The 21,101-nt window shown below is 55.6% G+C and carries 18 protein-coding genes; 10 read left to right on the plus strand and 8 right to left on the minus strand.

Annotated features, from left to right (window positions below):
- The first annotated feature begins 218 nt into the window (after positions 1-218).
- Positions 219-1,055, plus strand: a complete 837-nt coding sequence (gene tcdA / locus NOM67_RS18300; protein ID WP_255939082.1) for a tRNA cyclic N6-threonylcarbamoyladenosine(37) synthase TcdA — start codon at positions 219-221, stop codon at positions 1,053-1,055.
- A 21-nt stretch (positions 1,056-1,076) separates the two neighbouring features.
- Here tcdA and NOM67_RS18305 read toward each other — a convergent pair whose 3' ends face one another.
- Positions 1,077-1,511, minus strand: coding sequence for a SufE family protein (locus NOM67_RS18305; RefSeq protein WP_255939085.1), 435 nt, complete (start codon positions 1,509-1,511; stop codon positions 1,077-1,079).
- Between the two features lie 13 nt (positions 1,512-1,524).
- Complete coding sequence (locus NOM67_RS18310) at positions 1,525-2,745, minus strand: aminotransferase class V-fold PLP-dependent enzyme (RefSeq protein ID WP_255939088.1); 1,221 nt, start codon at positions 2,743-2,745, stop codon at positions 1,525-1,527.
- 181 nt (positions 2,746-2,926) lie between these two features.
- Here NOM67_RS18310 and rep point away from each other — a divergent pair, with 181 nt between their 5' ends.
- The gene (rep, locus tag NOM67_RS18315; RefSeq protein ID WP_041209814.1) at positions 2,927-4,939 is read left to right on the plus strand and encodes a DNA helicase Rep; all 2,013 of its coding nucleotides are present in this window, start codon (positions 2,927-2,929) and stop codon (positions 4,937-4,939) included.
- Positions 4,940-4,941: 2 nt separating this feature from the next.
- Here rep and NOM67_RS18320 read toward each other — a convergent pair whose 3' ends face one another.
- The 5 genes from NOM67_RS18320 to NOM67_RS18340 form a co-directional block, all read right to left on the minus strand.
- Positions 4,942-7,218, minus strand: coding sequence for a bifunctional diguanylate cyclase/phosphodiesterase (locus NOM67_RS18320; RefSeq protein WP_255939093.1), 2,277 nt, complete (start codon positions 7,216-7,218; stop codon positions 4,942-4,944).
- Positions 7,219-7,308: 90 nt separating this feature from the next.
- Positions 7,309-7,764, minus strand: coding sequence for a cytochrome c5 family protein (locus NOM67_RS18325; RefSeq protein WP_041209812.1), 456 nt, complete (start codon positions 7,762-7,764; stop codon positions 7,309-7,311).
- Positions 7,765-7,960: 196 nt separating this feature from the next.
- The gene (gene tdh / locus NOM67_RS18330) at positions 7,961-8,989 is read right to left on the minus strand and encodes an L-threonine 3-dehydrogenase (protein ID WP_071913880.1); all 1,029 of its coding nucleotides are present in this window, start codon (positions 8,987-8,989) and stop codon (positions 7,961-7,963) included.
- A 60-nt stretch (positions 8,990-9,049) separates the two neighbouring features.
- The gene (locus tag NOM67_RS18335; protein WP_156854416.1) at positions 9,050-10,240 is read right to left on the minus strand and encodes a glycine C-acetyltransferase; all 1,191 of its coding nucleotides are present in this window, start codon (positions 10,238-10,240) and stop codon (positions 9,050-9,052) included.
- Positions 10,241-10,355: 115 nt separating this feature from the next.
- Positions 10,356-11,000: a TetR/AcrR family transcriptional regulator gene (locus NOM67_RS18340; RefSeq protein WP_043850581.1), complete on the minus strand. Its 645-nt coding sequence runs from the start codon at positions 10,998-11,000 to the stop codon at positions 10,356-10,358.
- Between the two features lie 157 nt (positions 11,001-11,157).
- Between NOM67_RS18340 and rfaD the strand changes: the two genes are divergently transcribed.
- The 8 genes from rfaD to NOM67_RS18380 all read left to right on the plus strand — a co-directional run bounded on the left by rfaD (position 11,158) and on the right by NOM67_RS18380 (position 20,517).
- Positions 11,158-12,111, plus strand: coding sequence for an ADP-glyceromanno-heptose 6-epimerase (rfaD, locus tag NOM67_RS18345; protein ID WP_255939100.1), 954 nt, complete (start codon positions 11,158-11,160; stop codon positions 12,109-12,111).
- A 108-nt stretch (positions 12,112-12,219) separates the two neighbouring features.
- Entirely contained in the window at positions 12,220-13,983 is a 1,764-nt protein-coding gene (locus NOM67_RS18350; RefSeq protein WP_156854414.1) for a polysaccharide deacetylase family protein, read from the plus strand.
- Positions 13,984-13,985: 2 nt separating this feature from the next.
- Complete coding sequence (locus NOM67_RS18355; RefSeq protein WP_198038030.1) at positions 13,986-15,194, plus strand: O-antigen ligase; 1,209 nt, start codon at positions 13,986-13,988, stop codon at positions 15,192-15,194.
- Positions 15,191-16,282: a glycosyltransferase gene (locus NOM67_RS18360; RefSeq protein ID WP_156854410.1), complete on the plus strand. Its 1,092-nt coding sequence runs from the start codon at positions 15,191-15,193 to the stop codon at positions 16,280-16,282. The genes NOM67_RS18355 and NOM67_RS18360 overlap by 4 nt, the downstream gene beginning before the upstream one ends.
- Positions 16,283-16,322: 40 nt before the next feature.
- Positions 16,323-17,036 carry a glycosyltransferase family 25 protein gene (locus NOM67_RS18365; RefSeq protein ID WP_232354425.1) on the plus strand — a complete coding sequence of 238 codons (714 nt, stop codon included), beginning with the start codon at positions 16,323-16,325 and terminating at the stop codon, positions 17,034-17,036.
- 3 nt (positions 17,037-17,039) lie between these two features.
- Positions 17,040-18,056 (plus strand): glycosyltransferase family 9 protein, encoded by a 1,017-nt coding sequence (locus NOM67_RS18370; protein ID WP_232354424.1) that lies wholly within the window; start codon positions 17,040-17,042, stop codon positions 18,054-18,056.
- Between the two features lie 28 nt (positions 18,057-18,084).
- Positions 18,085-19,182, plus strand: a complete 1,098-nt coding sequence (locus NOM67_RS18375) for a glycosyltransferase family 9 protein (protein ID WP_156854408.1) — start codon at positions 18,085-18,087, stop codon at positions 19,180-19,182.
- A 135-nt stretch (positions 19,183-19,317) separates the two neighbouring features.
- Positions 19,318-20,517 (plus strand): 3-deoxy-D-manno-octulosonic acid transferase, encoded by a 1,200-nt coding sequence (locus NOM67_RS18380; protein ID WP_201913881.1) that lies wholly within the window; start codon positions 19,318-19,320, stop codon positions 20,515-20,517.
- Between the two features lie 45 nt (positions 20,518-20,562).
- Here NOM67_RS18380 and NOM67_RS18385 read toward each other — a convergent pair whose 3' ends face one another.
- Entirely contained in the window at positions 20,563-21,036 is a 474-nt protein-coding gene (locus tag NOM67_RS18385) for a hypothetical protein (RefSeq protein WP_255939110.1), read from the minus strand.
- Between the last annotated feature and the right edge of the window lie 65 nt (positions 21,037-21,101).

A 21,101-nucleotide genomic window follows, 5' to 3' on the forward strand; every position in this document is an offset into this window, starting at 1 on the left:
GCGAGAGTAGGACACTGCCAGGCACCCAATACAAGAAACCCCGCTCATCGAGCGGGGTTTTTTATTGCCTGAAAATCAGAAAATCGTCTGATTATTGACCTTTTATTACCTCTTCTTTTGCTGTTTAGTCTGTTTTCACTCCTCAATTTTCTCCGCAACTGCCATCGCCGCTGGCGGTGGTTGTCGCTATAATGGCCGCCCTCAAGCAAGGTGGTGGTATGAAAGCAGAATATCTACAGCGATTCGGGGGCATTGCCCGTCTTTATGGTCAGAACGCCCTGCGTTCCTTTAGCCAGGCGAAAGTCTGTGTTGTGGGGATTGGCGGCGTTGGCTCCTGGGCTGCCGAGGCGCTGGCCCGCGCCGGCATCAACCAGATCACCCTGATCGACATGGACGATATCTGTATCACCAACACCAATCGCCAGATCCACGCCATGCAGGGCACGGTTGGTCGCCTCAAGACCGAGGTGATGGCCGAGCGTATTCGCGCCATCAATCCGGATTGCGAAGTGATCGAGGTGGACGATTTCGTTACTGCCGACAATCTGACCGAGCATATCAAACGGGAATTTGACTATGTGGTGGACGCCATCGACTCGGTCAAGGCCAAGGTGGCGCTGATTGCCTTCTGCAAGCGCAACAAGATCCCGGTGATTGTGGCGGGTGGTGCTGGCGGGCAGATGGACCCGACCCAAATTACCGTGGCCGATCTGGCCAAGACTATTCAAGATCCGTTGGCCGCCAAGGTGCGCTCCGATTTGCGCCGATTGCACAACTTCAGCAAGAATCCGGCGCGCAAATTCGGGGTGGAGTGTGTCTTCTCAACCGAGCAGCTGAGCTATCCGGATGGCAATGGTGGCACCTGTCAGGTCAAGGCGGCCAGCGATGGCAACATGAAGATGGATTGCGCCTCCGGCTTCGGTGCCGTGACGCCGGTGACGGCCACCTTTGGCTTGGTCGCCGCCTCCCGGGTATTGAAGAAGATTGCCGAACGGGGTGCCCGCGCCGAGAAAGAGGCCGGCAATGAAGACACAGGGTCGATTGGCGAAGCCTGATCGACCACTGAACAAGGCGGGTTAGACGGCTTGTTCCCGGATCGCCAGTACGATCGCTCTGAGCCCGTTACCTCGTGATGGGCTCAAGTGTTTCTCAAGCCCCAGTTCGGTAAAATACCCATCCATATCAAACGCTTGGATCGCCACAGACGATTGGTGGTTGAGCGCAGCCAGCACGATGACGATAAGGCCCCGCACGATGCGGGCATCGGAATCACAGGCAAAGTGCCAGCAACCATCTTCGCTTTGTTCTCCCTTCAGCCAGGCCAGGCTTTCACACCCCTTGAGGCGGAATGCCTCCTGCTGCCACTCGCCCGGTAGCGCGGGTAACAGCTTGCCGAGCTGGATGATGAGCCGGTACTGGTTCTCCCAGCCGTGGGCTGCGGCAAACTGCTGGCGGATGGTGTCGGCGTTGGGCTCAAGGCCAATCTGGGTATAGCTTGCGAGGTCACTCATTCGGTTATCTGCCTTAGAAGAAGTCACTGAGTTTGTGCAGGGCGGCCAGCAGGGCGTCGACATCGTCCTGATTGTTGTAGCAGGCCAATGAGGCGCGCATGGTGCCGCCGATCCCGAGCGATTCCATCAGCGGCATGGCGCAGTGATGGCCGACTCGCAGGGCGATCCCCTGCATGTCGAGCAGGGTAGCGGCATCTTGCGGGTGGATATCCTCGAGCAAGAAAGAGACCGCACCGGCGCGCTGGTCGGGTTCGCCGATCAGGCGCAGCCCCGGCACCTGTTGCAGGCCTGCGACCAGATAGCTGGTCAGCGCCTCTTCATGCTTGGCTAATGAGCTCCGGTCTTGCGCCATCATAAAGTCGATGGTTGCGGCGAGGCCGATAGCGCCAGCAATATGGGGGGTGCCCGCCTCGAACTTGAAGGGCAGGGTATTGAAGGTTGTGCCGCTGAAACTGACCCGATCGATCATCTCGCCACCGGCTTGCCAGGGCGGCATCCGCTCCAGTAGTTCGGTGCGGCCCCACAACACACCGATGCCGGTCGGGCCATAGAGCTTGTGACCGGAGAAGGCGTAGAAGTCGCAACCGATGGCCTGCACATCCACCTCGAGATGAGCCACCGCCTGGGCTCCGTCGAGCAGGGTCAGAGCGCCGACTGCCTTGGCCGCTGCCACCATATCTTTGACTGGATTGACGGTGCCAAGGGCATTGGAGACGTGGGCCACGCTTACCAGTCGGGTCCGTGGCCCCAGCATGGCGTGATAGGCGGCCAGATCGAGATCGCCCCGCTCATCGAGCGGGATAACCCGGATCACCGCTCCGGTACGCTGGGCGACCAGTTGCCACGGGACGATATTGGCGTGATGCTCCAGCGTGCTGAGGATTATTTCGTCCCCCGCCTTGAGCTCGCTCATCCCCCAGCTCTGGGCTACCAGATTGATCGCTTCTGTGGTACCACGGGTCCAGATAACTTCGTGGCTGCGGGGCGCATTGATAAAGCGGGCGACCGTCTTGCGGGCATCTTCGAAGGCGCGGGTCGCGCGGCCGCTCAGGGCGTGAGCAGCACGGTGCACGTTGGCGTTGTCGGCCCGATAGTAGTGAGCGATGGCATCCAGTACCGCTTGCGGTTTCTGGGTGGTGGCGGCGTTGTCCAGATAGACCAGAGGATGGCCGTTTACCACCTGCGCCAAGGCCGGAAACTGGCTGCGCAGCTGGTCATGCTGTTGCTGATTCATGCTCCCCTCATCATCCGGAAAAAGTCATCATCTCGAAAGGTCGGCCATGATCCTGAAAATAGCGCCCGAACACAAGGCGCGATAAGCCCGATTGGCGGTTGCCTGCCGTGCAGCAGGTACGGCTCGTCGGGTGATTTCTGGTACAATGCCGCCCCTCATCATAAGCCAAGAGATCCGGCCCATGAAGCTCAACCCCAATCAGAACGAAGCGGTCAAGTATGTTTCCGGCCCTTGCCTGGTGCTGGCGGGTGCCGGATCGGGCAAGACCCGCGTCATCACCAACAAGATTGCCTATCTGGTACAGCAGTGCGGCTACAACGCGCGCAACATTGCCGCCGTCACTTTCACCAACAAGGCGGCACGGGAGATGAAGGAGCGGGTCGGCCAGACTTTGGGCCGCAAGGAAGCGCGGGGGCTGATGGTCTCCACCTTCCATACTCTGGGGCTCGAGATCATCCGCCGGGAGCACAAGAGCCTGAATCTCAAGGCGAACTTCTCCCTGTTCGACGATACCGATCAGCTGGCTCTGCTGAAAGAATTGACTGAAGACGAGCTCGACAACGACAAGGACAAGCTCTCGGCCCTCATTACCCAGATCTCCAACTGGAAGAACGACCTTATTCTGCCTGCCCGCGCCATGCGTATCGCCCGTGGCCCGGAAGAGGTGCTGATGGCCCAGCTCTACGAGCGTTATCACCGCCAGATGGTGGCCTATAACGCGCTGGATTTTGACGACCTCATCGTGATGCCGACCCTGCTGCTCAAGAGCAACGAGGAGGTGCGCACCCGCTGGCAGAACAAGATCCGCTACCTGCTGGTCGACGAGTATCAGGACACCAACACCAGCCAGTACGAGCTGGTGAAGCAGATCGTCGGCGAGCGCGCCCGCTTCACCGTGGTGGGGGACGATGACCAGTCCATCTACTCCTGGCGCGGCGCCAAGCCGCAGAACCTGGTGCTGCTGAACGAAGACTTTCCGAATCTGCGGCTCATCAAACTGGAGCAGAACTACCGTTCCAAGGGGCGCATCCTCAAGTGCGCCAACATCCTGATCGCCAACAATCCACATGTGTTCGACAAGGCGCTCTTCTCCGAGCTCGATTACGGGGTGCCGGTCAAGGTGCTGTTTGCCAAGAATGAGGAGCACGAGGCGGAGCGCATCGCCGCCGAGATGATGGGCCACAAGTTCATGAACCGCACCCGGTTCAAGGATTACGCCATCCTCTATCGAGGCAACCATCAGTCGCGCATCTTCGAGAAGGCGCTGATGACCAACCGGATTCCCTATCGCATCTCCGGCGGCACCTCGTTTTTCTCCCGCACCGAGATCAAGGACATCATGGCCTACCTCAAGTTGCTGGTGAATCCGGACGAGGACACTGCCTTCCTGCGGGTGGTCAACTTGCCGCGCCGCGAGATTGGCCCCACTACGCTGGAGAAGCTGGGCCAGTACGCCAACCAGCGGGGCAAGAGCCTGTTTGCCGCCAGCTTTGAGCTGGGGCTGGAGCAGCACCTCTCCGGGCGGGGCCTCGTGGCCCTGCAGGCATTCACCAACTGGTTGGTACGCCTTGGCGATGAGGCGTTGCGTGGCAATCCGGTGGAGGCGGTGCGGGACATGATCAAGGAGATCCACTACGAAGAGTGGCTCTACGAGACCTCGCCCAGCCCGAAAGCAGCCGAGATGCGGATGCAGAACGTCTCTACCCTCTATCGCTGGATCACCGAGATGCTGGAGGGGGATGAGCTGGAGGAGTCGATGACGCTGGCTCAGGTGGTTACTCGCCTCACTCTGCGCGACATGATGGAGCGCAACGAGGGGGAGGACGACGCGGATCAGGTGCAGTTGATGACGTTGCATGCCTCCAAGGGGTTGGAGTTTCCCTATGTCTACATGGTGGGCATGGAAGAGGGTTTGCTGCCCCACCAGACCAGCATCGACGAGGACAACGTGGAGGAGGAGCGGCGCCTCGCCTATGTGGGCATCACCCGCGCCCAGACCGAGCTGACCTTTACTCTTTGCAAGGAGCGGCGTCAGTACGGCGAGTCTGTGCGTCCGGAGCCGAGCCGCTTCCTGCTGGAGCTGCCGCAGGATGACCTTGAATGGGAAAACCAGAAGAAGGTGACAGCCGAGGAGCGCCAGCAGAAGGGGCAGATGGCGGTGGCCAATCTGCGTGCCATGTTCAAGAAGGATTGACCCTAAAGGCTGGCCGGGGTAAGCAGCGGGACTATGTCGGTGCCTGGCATGGGCGGTGAGATATAACGACCCTGTCCCATCCGGCAGCCAATATCGATCAGTTTTTGCAATTGCTGCTGGTTCTCTATGCCTTCCACTACCAGGGTGTAATCCAGATCCTGACAGATGTCGCGCATGGCGCGGATTAGTGCGAGGTCTTTGGGGGACTGCAACATGCGCTGGGTAAAGCTGTCATCCACCTTGATGTAGTCCACCGGGAAGTGGAACAGAGCGTTGAGGGAGGAGAAGCCGGTCCCAAAATCGTCGAGGCTGATCTGGATGCCCTTGGCGCGCAGCTCGTGCAGCGAGGCCAGCGCATCGGAATCCTGCCGCGACAGCTCCCGCTCGTTAAATTCAAATATCAGGTAGCTGGGGGAGACCCCCTCCTCTTCCAGAATGGTTATCAGCCGCATGATATGGTCGTGGTTGACCAGATGCTTGCCGGAGAGATTGATAGCCACCTTGAATTTGCTCTGTCCCGACAGTGGCAACCAGTTTTTCAGCTGCTGGCAGGTGTGGCGCAGGATCTGGTAATCCAGCTCGAGAATAAGGCCGCACTGTTCCGCCAGCGGGATGAAATCAAAGGCATCTTTCAGCACACCTTCTTCCGTCAGCCAGCGAGCCATCACCTCAAGGCCGGTCAGCCGGCTGTCTTGCAGCCGGATCACTGGCTGGAAGTAGGGGACGATACGCCCTTCGCGCAGTGCTCTGGCCAGCATCTCTTCCGGCGAGTTCCAGTTCTGGTTGATGCAATCCTCCGAGTAGCTGACGATGCGGCTGCGGCCATTGCGCTTGGCCTGATACATGGCGAGATCGGCCTGATGAAGCAACTGGCTGATGTCCGTTGTTTGTTCGGATGCGATAGAGACGCCCAGGCTGACGGTGATGCTCAGCTCGTTGCCGAGCAGCCTGAAAGGGTAGGAGAGCCGGCTGATGATCCGGTTCAAAACCGGGCTGATGTCGTCATCGTTCTTGCTACTGTCCAGATAGATGACGAACTCGTCCCCTCCCAGCCTTGCCACCAAGTCATTTTGCCGAATGCAGGTTTGCAGGCGGCGGCTTACCTCTTTCAGCAACTGATCCCCAGCGCTGTGGCCCAGGGTATCGTTGATCTGCTTGAAGTGATCCACATCGATAAAAATCACGGCAAACCCGGGCGATTTGTAGCGGTTGTAGTGGGTCATTGCGTGGTTGAGGTGATTCATCAGCAAAGCCCGGTTGGGCAGCTGGGTTAGAGGGTCGTGCAGGGCGTCAAATTGCAGTCTGCGTTCCAGCTCCTGATGCTGTTTGAGCTGCTTTTGCAATCTGAGGTTGGTCTGGCGCAGCTGCTGGAGGCGCTGGTTGATGGAGTCTTCGGTATTGATGTCGTTAAGCTGCTGACGGATCCGCTTCAGCTCAAGCAGCAGCGTGAGCTGGCCACGCAAAAAGTCGAGGAAGAGTTTGTCATCTGCCTCCAATGGGGTGGACGTGCTGATGATGAAGTGAGCGAAATACTGTTGTTGCAGGCGCAGCGGCATGCTGTGCCAGAACAGCGACTCTTTGCTGACCTCGATATTGCTGGTGCTATGACACAGACCGCTGATGAATTCATCGCTCTGATGCGGGGTCGCTGGGTAGACCTTTTCCAGCTTGTGAGTATTGAGCCTAACCAGCAGCATGTCCTCAATAGCCAGCATCTGGCGCAGCACAGCTTCCAGCTGGGAGAAGAGCGCTTGACCGGGAAGGGTATTGGCCAGTCGCATGATGCGGCTGATGCTCTCGATTTTCTTCTGCCAGTTGGGGTCTTTGCGGATCAGTGGAGAGGGGGGCTCTGCCAGATGGGAGCCTGCCTGGGTTTCGGTCAGCCGTTTGGCCAGACATTCGAGCAGAAGGCGCAGGGTCGGGAGATCTGTTGGTGTGCTGCGTGCCAGCAACCACTGTACCTGGCCATGTTCGATAGGAAAAACGCACCAGCCATCGGCTTCATCCAGCTGGGTCAGTTGATCGGTGATTCGGGACTGCTCCCGTCCCAGCTGCTGTTTGAACGAGTCACTGATCTTGTGGGCATAGACCCAGTTCAATCCGGTATCGGAGAGGCCAAGCATGCCAAAATGTTGCAGAGGGCAGAGTTGATCAATCTGCTGGATCAGGGCGTCGTAGTTGTCGGTCGTTGCTGTGTGTGGCGCGGGAAAGTCCATAATGGCCGAGACCAACGCCAGCAGAGGAGTTGAATAGTGGGATTCAATGGATTGGGACGACATAAGATGAGCAACTCCCGAGTATGTCTACCATACAAGAGTAGCTGGAAGGCGATAGATTGAAAGGGCCGCATATGCGGCCCTTTCAAATACTTAGAGCTTGTCGATCATGTAGTGGATGGCGTTCTCAATCTCTTCGTCACTACAAGTTGCGCAGGTGCCGCGCGGAGGCATCATGCCGGATTTGCCGGTAAAGCCACCGATGGCATGCTTCTTGAGCGTTTCAATGCCCTGGGCGATACGGGGCTCCCAAGCCGCTTTGTCGCCACGTTTGGGCGCGCCGGCTGCACCGGTGTCGTGACAGGCGAAGCAGGCGCCCTTGAACACGGTTTCGCCATCGCGCGGGCCGGAAGAAGCGGCTGCCGCAGGCGCTGCGCCCGCACCGGCAATACCTTCCAGATCCTTGGCGGTATAGACCTGACCGACCGGTTTGATCCGTTCGGCAATGGCATCCGGTGACATATCGTCAGCAGCAAATGCTGCTCCGGACAGGCTGACAGCGGTCATACCGACAGCCAGCAGATAGCTCAGTTTTTTCAGCACGCTCATATACTCCCAGCACTCTCTTATTATCCCTGTGAACCGGACGGATTATAACCGAATAGTTACAGCCATTTAAACGCTTGTGTGTGAAGTGTTAAACACTCTGCGAGTAAACTTTTGGCCCGTATCACGCTGCCTGACGATGTGCTTCTGAAAAAGAAACCCGGCGGATGCCGGGTTTTAACAAGTTAAGGGCAACAGGTTATTTATCCCAGCTCAGAATCACCTTGCCGGAGTGGCCGGAGCGCATGGCATCAAAGCCTTGCTGGAATTCGTCGATGTGGAAGCGGTGGGTGATGATGGGGGAGAGATCCAGTCCTGACTGGATCAGGCTGGCCATCTTGTACCAGGTTTCGAACATCTCGCGGCCATAGATCCCTTTGATAAACAGCCCCTTGAAGATCACCTTGTTCCAGTCGATGGCCATGGTCGAGGGTGGAATGCCGAGCATGGCAATCTTGCCGCCATGGTTCATCTTGTCGAGCATCTCCTGGAAGGCGCTCGGTACGCCGGACATCTCCAGCCCCACGTCAAACCCTTCCGTCATTCCCAGCTCGCTCATCACGTCGGCTAGCTTCTCCTTGCCGATGTTGACGGTACGGGTGGCGCCCATCTTGCGGGCCAGTTCCAGCCGGTATTCGTTGACGTCGGTGATCACCACGTGGCGGGCACCGACATGGCGGCAGACGGCGGCAGCCATGATGCCGATGGGGCCAGCGCCGGTGATGAGTACATCTTCACCCACCAGATCGAAGGAGAGGGCGGTATGCACAGCATTGCCAAACGGGTCGAAAATGGCGGCCAGCTCATCCGGGATGTTGTCCGGTAGCTTGAAGGCATTGAAGGCAGGGATCACCAGATATTCGGCGAAGGCCCCCGGCCGGTTGACGCCCACCCCCGTGGTGTTGCGACAGAGGTGGGTGCGACCGGCACGGCAGTTGCGGCAGTGGCCGCAGGTGATGTGGCCTTCACCGGAGACGCGATCGCCGATGGCGAAGCCGCGCACCTCCTGGCCGATAGCGACGACTTCGCCGACATATTCGTGGCCTACCACCATGGGGACCGGAATGGTCTTCTGCGACCACTCATCCCAGTTGTAGATATGGATGTCGGTACCGCAGATGGCGGTTTTGCGAATTTTGATCAGCAGGTCGTTGTGGCCCAGCTCCGGTGTGGGAACGTCGGTCATCCAGATGCCGATCTCGGGCTTGAGTTTGGACAGGGCTTTCATGGCGGATCCTTTGCTATGAATGCGGAAAGAAGGGAGGGGCACAGGGCCCCTCGATGCAAATCAGATGATGGCGAGCTCGCGGCCAATTCGGATGAAGGCATCGATCGCCTTGTCCAGTTGCTCGCGGGTGTGGGCGGCGGACATCTGGGTACGAATGCGCGCCTGACCTTTCGGCACTACCGGGAAGGAGAAACCTACCACGTAGATACCAGCCGCCAGCATGCGGCTGGCCATCTCGGCAGCCAGCTTGGCATCGCCCAGCATCACCGGAATGATGGCGTGATCGGCGCCAGCCAGGGTAAAGCCTGCGGCGCTCATGCGCTCGCGGAAGTAGCGGCTGTTCTCCTGCAGGCGGGCGCGCAGGTCGTGACCTTCGGCCAGCATGTCGATCACCTTGATGGTGGCTGCAACGATGGAGGGGGCCAGCGAGTTGGAGAAGAGGTAGGGGCGGGAGCGCTGGCGCAGCCAGTCGATCACCTCTTTCTTGCCGGAGGTATAACCGCCGGAGGCGCCACCGAGCGCCTTGCCCAGAGTGCCTGTGATGATATCGACCCGATCCATCACACCGCAATATTCGTGGGTGCCACGACCGTTTTCACCGATGAAACCGACGGCGTGGGAGTCATCCACCATCACCAGCGCATCGTATTTGTCGGCCAGATCGCAGATAGATTTGAGGTCGGCGATAACGCCATCCATGGAGAAGACGCCATCGGTGGCGATCAGCTTGAAGCGGGCGCCATCGGCGTCAGCCTGTTTCAGCTGGGCTTCCAGCTCGGCCATGTCGTTGTTGGCGTAGCGATAACGCTTGGCCTTGCACAGACGCACGCCATCGATGATAGAGGCGTGGTTGAGTGCATCGGATATGATGGCGTCTTCGGCGCCGAACAGGGTCTCGAACAGACCTCCGTTGGCATCGAAGCAGGAGGAGTAGAGGATGGTGTCTTCAGTGCCCAGGAAGGCAGACATCTTCTGCTCCAGCTCCTTGTGCTGATCCTGGGTGCCGCAGATAAAGCGTACCGAGGCCATACCGAAGCCGTGGCTGTTGAGGCCCTGATGGGCTGCGGCGATCAGATCCGGGTGGTTGGCCAATCCCAGATAGTTGTTGGCACAGAAGTTCAGTACCTGCTCCCCACCCACGGCGATGCTTGCCTGCTGGGCGGAGGTGATGATGCGTTCCTGCTTGTACAACCCTTCAGCTTGAACCTGATGCAGTTGCTCGGTCAGGTGACGATAGAATCCGTTAGACATCCTCGATCCTTATTGGCTATTTCAGCTGAGTATCAACAGAGGGCCACATTTTACTTCAGTTTGTTGCGGTTAATTCAAATTATTGTTCTGCAATTAAACAATTGTGAAACAGATCTCACCCGGCTGGTTGGGCCAGTTGGCGGTAGTGCTGCTCCAGCTGCCGGATCTGTTCGGCGACTTGCGGTTGCACGTAGGGGCGCAGTAGAAACAGCACCTTTAGTACTCCCTGATAGAGCAGTGGCTTGGTGATGCGGGTATTGGGTGCTTGGGCAATCTGGAACGGGATCCAGCAGGTGACCACCATCTTGATGGTCTGGCCGAGATCCGGCAGATCCGCGTCAGTCACATCTATGATGCCCCCTTCGCGCAGGCTCTTGAGCAGGGTCACGACCGAGGATCTCATCTGCTCCTGCGCCTTGAGGTATTTCTGCTGCAGTGGCTCGTCCCGGCTCAGGATGTCCGGCAGGTTGGCGTAGAAGAAGCGGAACTGCCACATCAGATAGAAGATGGCATCCAGATAACCCATCAAATCCTGCAGAGTGATTTCACGGTTGCGGGTCGGGATAAAGCTTTCGCTCAGGTGGCGGGCATATTGATCGAAGATGGAGTGGATGATGTCCTCTTTATTACGGAAGTGGTAATAGAGGTTGCCCGGACTGATGCCCATGTGCGCCGCAATATGGTTGGTGGTGATGTTGCGCTCACCCTGATCGTTGAACAGCTCGGTGGCGCTGTGAATGATCCTGTCTCTGGTCTTCATCACTCATTCCTCCAACGGGTTCCGTCCGGGGCAAATGGAACAAGGTCGAATCCCCAGACTGCCCGTGATAAACTTTTCGGCAATTTCAAATTGGCTCACTATACACAGCTTTAACAAGCAGTCACATGTAGCCATCAACGTACGAGAGGCAAACTCCATGATCGTAGTAACTGGCGGTGCTGGCTTTATCGGCAGCAATCTGGTCAAGCAGCTGAACGCTCAAGGACGGACCGATATCGTGGTCATTGATGACCTGACCGACGGCACCAAGTTCGTCAACCTGGTCGATCTGACCATCGCTGACTACATGGACAAAGACGAGTTCCAGGCGCGTATCGTTTCCGGCGACGAATTCGAAGAGTGGGACGGCATTGAGGTTATCTTCCACGAAGGTGCCTGCTCGGCGACGACCGAGTGGAACGGCAAGTTCATCATGGAGGTCAACTACGAGTACTCCAAGGACCTGTTCCACTACTGCATCGAGCGTGAAATTCCCTTCATTTATGCCTCTTCTGCCGCCACCTACGGCGGTCGCAACGACAACTTCATCGAAGATCCCAAGTTCGAAGAGCCGCTCAACGTCTATGGCTACTCCAAGCAGCTGTTCGACCAGTACGTGCGCCGCTGGATGCCGGAGATCAACTCACAGGTCGTTGGCCTCAAGTACTTCAACGTCTACGGCCCGCGCGAGCAGCATAAAGGCTCCATGGCCTCCGTTGCCTTCCACCTCAACACCCAGGTGAAGAAGGGCGAGAATCCCAAGCTGTTCGAAGGTTGCGATGGTTTCCCCAACGGTGGCCAGATGCGTGACTTCATCTATATCGACGACGTCTGCAAGGTAAACCTCTGGTTCTGGCAGAACCCGCAGCACTCCGGCATCTTCAACTGTGGTACCGGTCGTGCCGAGCCGTTCCAGAACGTGGCCGAAGCGGTGATCAAGCATCATCAGAAGGGTTCTATCGAATACATCCCCTTCCCGGATCACCTCAAGGGTCGCTACCAGAGCTTTACCCAGGCCGACATGACCAAGCTGCGCAACGCAGGTTATGACGCCGAGTTCAAGACTGTGGCCGAAGGGGTTGCAGATTACATGGCGTGGCTCAACCGCTAACGGGTGAGTTTTACACTGCCTATGTAGACAAGCCGGAAGCAGGCCATACCTGTTTCCGGCTCTGTTGTTTGTCACTGTTTTTCTCAGTTTCTACCGGGTAACCACGCAATGAACATATTGATGGCACTCTCCCAGCTCGAAGTGACGGGCGCCGAGGTTTATGCCACCACGGTCGGCAACGAACTGACCCGGCGTGGTCACAACGTCTTTTATGTGTCGGATACGCTGACCAAGCCAACCCTTGGTCCAGTCTTCAAGCTTCGATTCAACAAGCGCAGTATCCTGCGCCGTTTCTGGCACGTCTTTTACCTTATCTATCTCATCAAGAAGCACCATATCCAGTTGGTACATGCTCACTCCCGTGCCTCCGGCTGGAGCAGCTATGTTGCCTGCAAACTGACTGGCACCCCGATGATCACCACGGTACATGGCCGCCAGCCGGTACACGCATCCCGCAAAGCCTTCCATGCCCTTGGGTTCAGGGCGGTCGCCGTTTGCGAGGATATCGCCCGGCAGATCATCGACAACCTTGGCGTGGATCCCGCTATCGTGCAGGTGCTGCGCAACGGTATCGAGACCGACAAGTTCCAGCCCGTGCCGGCGCCGGATAATGACAAGCCGATGATCGCTATCATTGGCCGTTTGAGTGGCCCCAAAGGGGAGCTGTGCTACCGCCTGCTCGACGAAGTACTCGATCTGGATGCCTGCAAGGTGCGGATTGTCAGCGGTACCCGCGTGCCCGAGTGTTTTGCCCGTTTTCAGGATCGTGCCGAGTTTGTCGGTTATGTCGATGATGTGCCAGCTCTGCTGGCGGGTTGCGACCTGGTAATTGGTGCCGGTCGGGTAGCCATGGAAGCGCTGCTGTGCGGTCGGCCCGCCTTCGCTATCGGCGAAGCCAAGGCCATCGGTCTGGTGACCGAACAGAATCTGGATGATGCTCTGGCCAGCAACTTCGGCGATATCGGTCCCAAGGATCTGGCTATCGATTTTGCTGCGCTGAAGGGCGAAATCAAATCCGCTCTGGCCTGCAAGGTGGTGCCGGAAGCCATTCGCCAGCGGATTCAGTGTGAGTACGGCTTGCAGGGGGTAGTATCCGGCCTCGAAACCATCTATCAGGATGCAGTGGTTGAAACCCTGCGCCGCGAGATGCCGGTCATCATGTACCACCGTTTTATCGAACACGAGAGCGAGAAAGGGGTGCACGGTACCTGGATGCCGATCACCATGTTCGAAAAGCACCTACGCCTGATGAAGTGGCTCGGCTACGAGACCCTGACTTTCCGCGATCTGGCGGACAAAGGCTTTATCCACCGTCTGCAATACGGCAAGAAGTACCTGATGATCACCGCCGATGACGGCTATCAGGACAATCTGACCCGCATGCTGCCCCTGCTGGAAAAATATGGTTACAAAGCCGTGGTGTACGTGGTGACTGGCGAAGGTTATAACCGTTGGGATGTGGAGCATCCGACCAATCCAGATACATCTGTTTCCCTGATGAATGGCGAGCAGGTCAAGGTATTGGCGGCGAGTGGTCATGTGGAGATTGGTGGTCACACTCTGACTCATCCTCGCCTGAGCAAGCTCCCACCAGAGCAGCAAGCCCATGAAATTCAGGAAAACAAACGCCAGCTTGAGGCCTTGCTTGGACAGCCGTTGCTCTCGTTTGCCTATCCTTACGGAGATATCAACGAGAGTGCCAAGGAGCAGGCTATCGTTGCAGGGTATCGTTTTGCCGTTGCCACCAACAGCGGCCCCAAAGCGATGCACCAGGACCCCTACCAGATCCGCCGGATCGCCATTTTCCCTCGAACTGATGTATTCGGGCTATGGCGCAAGATCCGCGGGAATTATGTTTTTAGAAAGGCATGACCATGACGCTAGCTGCAAAATACTGTTATCGACTTAGTATTGTACTCTGTTCATTAACGTTATTTTTCACATTGTGTGGGCTATTCATTGTTCCATTAGGCCCGCATTATCTGACCAATTTGCTGGTTTTTTCATCCGTAGTAGGGGTGATAAATTACTTTGTTGGAAATAAAGCGCTGGTTGGGGTATCAGCAAGGAATATTTATTGGTGTGTTCTTATTTATATTATAGCAATTGGTATCAGCCGATTAGTCCACGATGATGAAAGCTGGTTGATTAGAAACCTGTTATATATTTTGGCATTCTTCTTGTTAATGCCAAGAGAGCCAGTTTTGGTTAATGCATTCAAGTTGGGTTCCCTTGTTGGTGGGATTGCTATTGGTTTGCTTGCTATGTGGCAATATCATAATGGAATGTTTCGGGTTGAGGGGTTTACCAATGCTATCCTGTTTGCTCAAGGGGCTCTGATTTTAGCAATTTTGAACAGCTTTTTCGCACAAGAGTCATCCACTGTTTTAACCAGATATAGTTATATTGTTAGCGCGATACTTGCAATTTCGGCTATATATTTATCTCAAAGTCGAGGTGTATGGCTGGCACTGATTGTCGTAGTTGCTTTTGTACTTATTGCTAAAGCAATAAAAGAACCAATAAAATATTTGTCGTGGTTTTTAATACTATCTTGTGTACTGGCAATAACTTTCTATGAGAGTGATATGTTAAGAGCACGTATTCATGAAAGTATTTCTGAAGTTAATATGATGGAAAGTAACAATTACACATCATCGTGGGGATTGAGGCTAATGGCATGGAAGAGCGCCTGGGCAGGGTTTGTGGGTAGCCCATTGCTAGGTGTAGGGTTAGATGGTTTTAAAACTATGCAGCAACAACAACTCTTAGATGGCCTAGTAAATGACTTCTATGTTAGTTATGGCATGTATCATGCGCATAACCAGTTTATGCAAAATATGGTCATCAGAGGTGTTATGGGACTGCTAGCAGCATTGGCCATGTTAGTTTATCCAATGAGATTTTTTTGGCGCCAATCAAAACTTGTCTCTGTAGGCTTTATAATAACATTGGGCACATTCGTTTGTGCTCTTACTGATGTTCCAATAGAACACCAAAACACTCTCTATATATATTTGATTTCTTTGTTTTTTATATGCTTCAAAAACGAAGGCAGATTCAATGACAAGGTTACCTCATGACTAAACGCCTTCTGTTTTTTATTCATTCGCTAGGTATGGGGGGGGCAGAAAAAGTTCTCCTCACTTATGTAAAGGGATTGGTGGATAATTATGGCTACCATATTACTATTGCTACAAACGAGGATAGCAGAGAATATGTTGTAGCTAAAGACATCGCCAAAATAGCAACAGTTGTAAATGTCGATTTTAATGTTGACTCCCCTTTCTTTTCAAAATTTATTTATTCAATAAGGAAAAGACAAAAAATAAATAAGCTTGTTGAAAGTAGTGACTTGGTGGTTGATTTCCTTGACGGCGATTTTTTCAAGTATTTGAAACGCTGCTCCAAGCCAAAGGTGATGTGGTTGCATTCAAGCTTTTATAATCTTGAGTTGCGAAAAAGACATATGAGGAAAAGGTGCGATAAATACGACAGAGTGGTTTTGATTTGTCAGGATATGCTTGCTGAGCTTCTGCATGAGAAAATGGATTGGTTGGCAAAAACTCGAGTTGTTTATAACCCTTTTGATTTTTCTCATATAGAAAAATATGCTGATAAATATGAAGAGAATTCACCTGTAGAAAGAGTCTTGCTACAAGGTAAATATGTCTTAAGTGTTTCTCGTCTGGACGAACAGACCAAGGATATTGAAGGCTTAATACTGGCTTATGCTAAAGCCTTGGATCATGAGTTTGATAAAGACTTAGTTATTATTGGTGACGGTCCCGATAGGGACTATCTGCAATCGGTAGCCGCTAACTTGAATTTGCATGACCGCGTTCATTTTATCGGTCTTAAAGCCAACCCCTATGTATGGATGAAGCATGCTGATACCTTCGTTCTGAGTTCACGGGGAGAGGGATTCGGGTTGGTGTTGGTAGAGGCATTATTGCTATGTGGCCGGGTTATTTCTACCGATTGCCCTGTTGGCCCCAGTGAGGTTCTTGAGCGTGGGCGGCTGGGTACCTTGGTACCTATGGGGGATGTGCCTGCATTGACTGATGCATTGCTCAACCCTCCCCCGAAATTATCAAATATTGACCTTGCCAAATATTCAAGTGAGAGTGTCTTGAGAGAATTTGATAATATGTTGCGCGAGCTTTTATAAACAATTTCATCCCCCTTGCTCGATGAATGAGGGGGTTCGGATGGTAGATAACATGATCCCAGTTTTTGTCATCAGTCTTTCACGTAGTGCCGAACGCCGAGAGATGGCGTGCAAGCAGATGAAGCATTTAGGCATTGAATTCAGCTTTTTTGATGCCATTGATGGCCGTAACTTGACGGAAGGAGATGTCGGACTGGTTGATATGGTTGAAGCCAAGGCTTTTTCCGGACATGAACTGAGCCCTGGCGAGATAGGGTGCGCACTTAGTCATATCAAGCTTTACGAGATGATGGTCGCAAAGGGTATCGAGCGTTGTGTCATTCTTGAAGATGACGCTTACCTGCATATGCACTTCAAGAAAATCGTTGAAAAGATAGCCTCCTGCAATCGCTCCGACATTGTCTTCCTGCACCATGGCAAGGCTAAAAAATGGCCTCTTTTGCGAGCCCTGCCAGAGGGTTACAGGCTTGCCAAATACAGGACGCCCAGCAAAGGTTCCAGACGAGCGGTGCTGTCTGCTGCCGGTTACATATTGACGCAGGAGGGGGCCAAGAAGTTATTGGCCAGGGCCTATCCGGTACGGATGCCGGCGGACTATCTGACGGGGCTCCTGCAATTGACTGGCGTGAGCGCTTCCGGTGTTGAACCTTGCTGCCTTGATGTCGATCTGTTTGCCACCACGATTGACGATCGTGCTTATGGTCACTATCTCGAGCAGGGCGTCGACGACAAGCAGTCAGTGTCGGGCGAATAAAGCATGAATCTGAAGAAATTTGCCAAGTTCCGGTTTGCTCGCCAACTGCTTTGTGCCCAGCCTGCGGCGAAGAAGATTGAAGAGCCAGTCCGCTCTCTGCTCGTTATCTGTTTCGATGCCATCGGTGACTTTGTGTTGTCACTGCCAGCACTGGATGCCCTGAAACGGCGTTATCCAGAGGCCGCCGTTGAGCTGCTGTGCAGTCCGCGCAATGCAACCTTGGCTCGTACCGTAGACGGAGTGGTGGCCTGCCATCCCGTTACGCTGAACGATCGTCTGTGGGATGCAGACGGTTGGCGTCAGCTACGAGCATTGAAGGCACGACAGTTTGATCTGGTGATCAATCTCTTCGATGAGCCGGACGAACTGGCGATGGCCAAGATGCTGTTTGTTGCCAATGGTCGTCTGGTCTCTTTGCCGCTGCGACGCAAAAGCGACAATCAGCAGAGATTGCTGCCCGATTTCCGGCTGCGAGCTCGTGAAGTTGCACCCGCTCGCGAGCCTCACTTCGTCAACCGGATGCTGGCTATTGCTGAGGGTGAAACCTCAGCAACCAATATTCCCTGCCCCTGTAATCCCGATTATGAGACCCGCAGTTTTGGGCGCTATGTGATCGTCAATCTGGCTGGCAGCCAGCGTGGCAATACCATTGGCAGTGAGCTGCAAGGTGAGTTGCTGCGGGCTTTGCCTGCTCATGACAATCTTCGCTATCTGCTGTTTAGTCGCGAACCACTGGCTGTTGCCCGGCCGGATCTCACTACCATCTATCCGGATTCGATTCTGGATTCAGCGACGCTGATCCGCGATGCGTGCGCCGTGTTATCCACCGATACCTCGATCATCCACATTGCGGCCTCCTACGAGGTTCCTACCCTGATCCTGATGAACAGCGAGCCGTGGCGCGATGCTTTTATTCCCCTTTATGGTTCCCATCAGCTGGTGAGAGCCCCGGGAGAGAGCCTCGCGACCCTGAAGGTGGCCGAAGTGAGTGCCGCCCTCAACAGCATGCTGGTATCCTGATCCCCTTTGTTTGCATTCCGAGGTCTCCATGGGACTGATTAATGAGCTGCAACTGGCGCGCGATGTATTGCGTCGCCGGTTGGGTCGCTGGTTGTTTGACCGGGCGCGCAGTCGCCCGGCTGACGATGGCAGTGGCAAGGTGGTGCTGCTTCGTTGGGATGCCAAGCTGGGTGATGCCATCGTCTCCTCCTGGGTTGCACGGGAAATCCGCCGGGCCCAGCCAGAGCGGGAAGTGTGGGTCGTGACGACTCATGCCATGGCCCCGCTATTTCGCGATCATCTGGGAGCAGATCGAGTCATCGAGGTACCCAAGCGTCCGGCTTATGGCGAGCTGAAAGCGCTGGCGCACTCTCTGGGGCGGGTCGGATATCTGGTCCATCTTGGTAAGTCGCTGAAGATGAAAGATATCTACTTTTTGAATCAGGTCGATGCCTGCCACATTGCGGGCATGGATGATGCGCTGGCTTCCATTGATATCAAGCTTGGCGAACGCACGGCCGGACGCCACTTTGCCGACAAGTTCGCAGCGCTGCTGGACAGCATGGGGATTCGCGATCCCGATACCCGATATGTGATCCCCCATAGTCCCGAGTGGGAGCAAAATCTGGCAGCATGGTGGCCTGCCGCGCAACAGGTGATCGCTTTCAACCCGTATGGCAGCGGTGGCGCCCGCCGTCTGCGACCGGAGATGATTGCCCGCATGCTGGAGCTGATGCTGGCCCATTGCCAGCAAACCCTCTGCCTGCTTTTCCCGCCAGGGATGGAGCAGGAGGTCGCCACATTGCGCGATAAAGCCAGCGAGCCAGCACGGATCCTGCTGTCGCCAGAGGCACCATCGCTCGGCGGGCTCTTTACCCAGCTGCGTCACTCGGTTGGTCTGGTGTCGGTGGATACCTCCACCGTGCATATTGCTGCGGGGCTGAACTTGCCGATCCTGGGGCTCTATAACCCGGATCTGGGCGGGGGAGGTGAAAACTACGCTGAGTGGCACCCCAATACCCGTGATGCGATGACGCTGTTTTCCAAATCGCTGACCAGTCAGGATATCAATTCGCTGGATATGAACGAGTTCGAGCAGACCTTCGTCAGATGGATTGCCTCGATGAATTGCAAGAACCCTACATAACAGGAGCCACAGGGATTGAACGAATTACAAAAGAGGAGCGGATTTAACGGGTTGTTTTATCTGGGCCTTGGTGGGGGGCTGTTGATCTCCCTGATTTTCTTCCAGTTGCAACTCCTCACCGGCGATCAGACCCAGATGCTCTACAAGGGTTACCTTGGGGCCTATGAGGGGGTCTGGCTCAGCTATGGCAATGCGGCGAGTGCGGTGGGCAATGTGCCGGGCAGCTTGTCGGCCTGGCTGATCGGTGGGCCGCTGCTGCTGTGGGACTCTCCCTATGCCCCCATGGTGCTGCTGCTGGCGATGCGGCTGGTCGGGTTCCTGCTGTTTGATGCTGTGATCCGTCAGGTGTTTGATGACAGGGTGCGCCTGCTGTTTCTGGTGCTCTGCTGGCTCAACCCCTGGTTCCAGTACGAGAGTCTGCTCTACAACCCCTCCTATCTGTTCCTCTTCTCGGCCATGCACTGCTGGTCGGCCTGGCATATGCGCGAGCGAGCCTCCTTCTGGCACATGATCGTCCACCTGCTGGCCATCGGCATGGCGATGCAGCTGCACTACTCCTGGCCGCTGCTGGCGGTGATGTCCACCTATCTCTTCTGGCGCCGCATTCTCAAGGTGAGCTGGAGCGGGGTGGTGGTGGCTGCCCTGCTGATCGGTGCTTCCCTGATCCCTTACGCGATGGAAGTGATGAGCAACAGCCACATCACCCAGAACGTCGATCCCGAGGCGCGGCAGCGCTATATCGGCTGGGGGCTGGTGCATGTCTATCCGGTGCTGAAATCAGTGCTCTACTGGCTGCGCTATGGCTCCTGGCTGTTTGCCAGCAAGCTGGTCAACGACACCCAGTTTATCTGGCTGGCGGGGCACGAATACCTGCAGATGGCAGCGATCTGGCTGTGGCGGATCGTGATTTACGGCGTGGGTTCCGCAACTGTGTTGCTGGCGGCCAAGGCCAACTGGCAGCTGTGGCGGGAACTCAAGCCGCGTCTGCTGCGCAGCGACCGTGCGCCAGTAGATGGCGAGAGCTGGCTCGGCCTCTATGCACTGGCGGCGGTGCTGGCGGTGCTGGTGAGTGCGGCGCTGTCGCCCATCATCTTCAACTACTGGCACCTGATGCTGATCTTCCCCTACGCATTGTTCCCGATCCTGCTGCTGCTGGTGCGCTGGAGCCGTCGTTATCCGCAGTGGGTTGGCAAGGGGCTGCTGGCGGCCACCCTGTTCTGCACCGCAGTCAACCTGATTGCGGCGAGCGACAGCACCAAGTTCTCCTATCAGGCGGACTACAAGCAGCAGGTGCAGGAGTATTTGCAGGAGATGAAGCTGCAACCCGGGCTGTAACTCTCGTCAACAGCCTGCCCCCGAGCTTGGGGCAGGCTGCCGTTATTACTCGAAACGATCCATATGGGCGAAGTTTTTGGCTTCGGCAACCCAGCCCTCACGTCCTTGCTGGTCACGAATTTTTACCCACCATTGGCTTTTCGGTGTGGCGCCATATTTGATCTGGGGGCGCTCGTAGTCATAGTCCAGCGTATAGGTCTTGCCCTTGTACCAGAACCGCATCGCCCCTTCCCCCAGGCTGACCAGGGTATAGAGCTGCTCACCCGCTTTCAGGCTAAGCAACGGGCCCTCACCCTTGTCGTTATAGCCGAGCTTGACCGGTTTCAGAATCTTGACTGTCCCGGGCTTTTCGACGATGACCACGCCGGTCAGTCCCTCGACCTTTTTACCACGCGGTACCTTGAACAGGGTTTTGGCGGTCAAAGAGGGCTCGGCTCTGGCAATCACTTCCTGTTTGGTTGTCCACTGCTGATAGGTACATCCTTCAAAGGGGCAGCCACCCCAGTCATAGTAAGGCACGGACAGTTGCTCACTGGCGCTTGCAGTTGCAGCGAAAAAGGATAAGGCAATCAGTAAGAGTCTCA

The organism is Aeromonas sp. SG16 (assembly GCF_024436135.1).
GTDB classification, from domain to species: Bacteria; Pseudomonadota; Gammaproteobacteria; order Enterobacterales; family Aeromonadaceae; genus Aeromonas; species Aeromonas jandaei.

What these genes read in the sequence shown, in the direction of transcription:
- tcdA (WP_255939082.1), top strand. Translation starts at nt 219, where the DNA reads ATGAAAGCAGAATATCTACAGCGATTCGGGGGCATTGCCCGTCTTTAT.
- NOM67_RS18305 (WP_255939085.1), bottom strand. Translation starts at nt 1,511, where the DNA reads ATGAGTGACCTCGCAAGCTATACCCAGATTGGCCTTGAGCCCAACGCC.
- NOM67_RS18310 (WP_255939088.1), bottom strand. Translation starts at nt 2,745, where the DNA reads ATGAATCAGCAACAGCATGACCAGCTGCGCAGCCAGTTTCCGGCCTTG.
- rep (WP_041209814.1), top strand. Translation starts at nt 2,927, where the DNA reads ATGAAGCTCAACCCCAATCAGAACGAAGCGGTCAAGTATGTTTCCGGC.
- NOM67_RS18320 (WP_255939093.1), bottom strand. Translation starts at nt 7,218, where the DNA reads ATGTCGTCCCAATCCATTGAATCCCACTATTCAACTCCTCTGCTGGCG.
- NOM67_RS18325 (WP_041209812.1), bottom strand. Translation starts at nt 7,764, where the DNA reads ATGAGCGTGCTGAAAAAACTGAGCTATCTGCTGGCTGTCGGTATGACC.
- tdh (WP_071913880.1), bottom strand. Translation starts at nt 8,989, where the DNA reads ATGAAAGCCCTGTCCAAACTCAAGCCCGAGATCGGCATCTGGATGACC.
- NOM67_RS18335 (WP_156854416.1), bottom strand. Translation starts at nt 10,240, where the DNA reads ATGTCTAACGGATTCTATCGTCACCTGACCGAGCAACTGCATCAGGTT.
- NOM67_RS18340 (WP_043850581.1), bottom strand. Translation starts at nt 11,000, where the DNA reads ATGAAGACCAGAGACAGGATCATTCACAGCGCCACCGAGCTGTTCAAC.
- rfaD (WP_255939100.1), top strand. Translation starts at nt 11,158, where the DNA reads ATGATCGTAGTAACTGGCGGTGCTGGCTTTATCGGCAGCAATCTGGTC.
- NOM67_RS18350 (WP_156854414.1), top strand. Translation starts at nt 12,220, where the DNA reads ATGAACATATTGATGGCACTCTCCCAGCTCGAAGTGACGGGCGCCGAG.
- NOM67_RS18355 (WP_198038030.1), top strand. Translation starts at nt 13,986, where the DNA reads ATGACGCTAGCTGCAAAATACTGTTATCGACTTAGTATTGTACTCTGT.
- NOM67_RS18360 (WP_156854410.1), top strand. Translation starts at nt 15,191, where the DNA reads ATGACTAAACGCCTTCTGTTTTTTATTCATTCGCTAGGTATGGGGGGG.
- NOM67_RS18365 (WP_232354425.1), top strand. Translation starts at nt 16,323, where the DNA reads ATGGTAGATAACATGATCCCAGTTTTTGTCATCAGTCTTTCACGTAGT.
- NOM67_RS18370 (WP_232354424.1), top strand. Translation starts at nt 17,040, where the DNA reads ATGAATCTGAAGAAATTTGCCAAGTTCCGGTTTGCTCGCCAACTGCTT.
- NOM67_RS18375 (WP_156854408.1), top strand. Translation starts at nt 18,085, where the DNA reads ATGGGACTGATTAATGAGCTGCAACTGGCGCGCGATGTATTGCGTCGC.
- NOM67_RS18380 (WP_201913881.1), top strand. Translation starts at nt 19,318, where the DNA reads ATGCTCTACAAGGGTTACCTTGGGGCCTATGAGGGGGTCTGGCTCAGC.